Genomic DNA, 1,238 nt, shown 5'->3' on the forward strand with positions numbered 1-1,238 from the left:
CGGCAGCTCCTTGTATCTCGACTATCGCTCCATCAGGAGCGATAGTTCTCGACTGATCATCGAGGGAGGGACTTGGAAGCCGTGCAGCTCCTTAGGCTTTTTGCCTGTGATGTAGATCGTGCTCCAGCCCTCCACACTCACTCGTATAGTTCGAACGGTATCTTGGGCCCGTCTCTGGCGAGAGCCCGCATTCGCAAGGTTGGACAGAGTGCAGTGATGATCGAAAACTGATCAATGGAGAGACGGTCATGTCCAATTTCGTTGGTGTCGATGTCGCTAAAAACACCTTTGATATCGCCACTCATCTGCCTAATGGCAAGCACAAAACCAAGGCCAAGCTGGCTAATGACTCAAAAGGTTTCAAAGAGTTTGATGCCTGGTTGAACAAGCAAGTCGAGCCTACAGCCTTGATCGTGATGGAAGCCACCAGCGTCTATCACCTGGAACTTGCCGAGTTCGTCTACAACAAGGGTTACCGGGTCTGCGTCGTAAATCCGGTTACGACCCACGCTTACGCCGACAGCGAGTTACGCCGGATCAAAACCGATAAAAGTGACGCCAAACTGATCGCTGACTTTGCTCGGGAAAAGGCTGAAAAGCTTCAGCAATGGGCACCGGAGCCGCTGAAATACCGCCAGCTAAAGGCGATGGTGCGTCGGCTGGATGATTTGCAGGAAATGGAGCAAATGGAGCTCAATCGGCTGGACGTGTCCGACGAGAAGGTCAAAAACTCGATCAACTCTGTGCTGCGCCACATCGAGAAAGAGATTGCCGAGACTCACAAAGCAATCAAAAAGCACATCGACGATGACCCGGACATGCGCCAAATGCGCGACTTGATCGTGACCATCGACGGTATCGGGCAGAAAACCCTTGAGCGGTTGCTGGCCGAGCTGGGCGACCTGCGTAAATATGATGATCCTCGCAAACTGGTCGCTGCCGCAGGGTTGAACCCAAAACTGCAGGACTCGGGAAAGCTCAAAGGCAGAACAGTGATTTCGAGGATCGGATCGGCTCGCGTTCGAGCGGGTCTATACATGCCTGGCTTGGTTGCTCTGAAGCACAACAAGGCGATCATCGCCATGAAGGATCGCTTGAAGGCCAATGGCAAGGCCCCCAAACAGATCATCTGTGCAGCAATGCGCAAGCTCCTACATTTTGTCTACGCCGTTCTTAAATCGGGCCAGCCATTTGACCCGAATTTTGCGCTTGCCCGATGAGGGACAAGACGGTATCTA

1 protein-coding gene is annotated in these 1,238 nt (G+C 52.9%); it reads left to right on the plus strand.

The window, feature by feature from the left end:
- The first annotated feature begins 248 nt into the window (after window positions 1-248).
- On the plus strand, window positions 249-1,220 hold the full coding sequence (locus CKW21_RS30185) for an IS110 family transposase (protein WP_095197450.1): 972 nt from the start codon (window positions 249-251) through the stop codon (window positions 1,218-1,220).
- Window positions 1,221-1,238 lie beyond the last annotated feature (18 nt).

Source organism: Pseudomonas sp. Irchel 3A7 (genome assembly GCF_900187565.1).
Taxonomy (GTDB): Bacteria; Pseudomonadota; Gammaproteobacteria; order Pseudomonadales; family Pseudomonadaceae; genus Aquipseudomonas.

Bases quoted from the DNA above. Each gene is read 5' to 3' on its own strand.
- CKW21_RS30185 (WP_095197450.1), top strand. From the start codon at position 249: ATGTCCAATTTCGTTGGTGTCGATGTCGCTAAAAACACCTTTGATATC.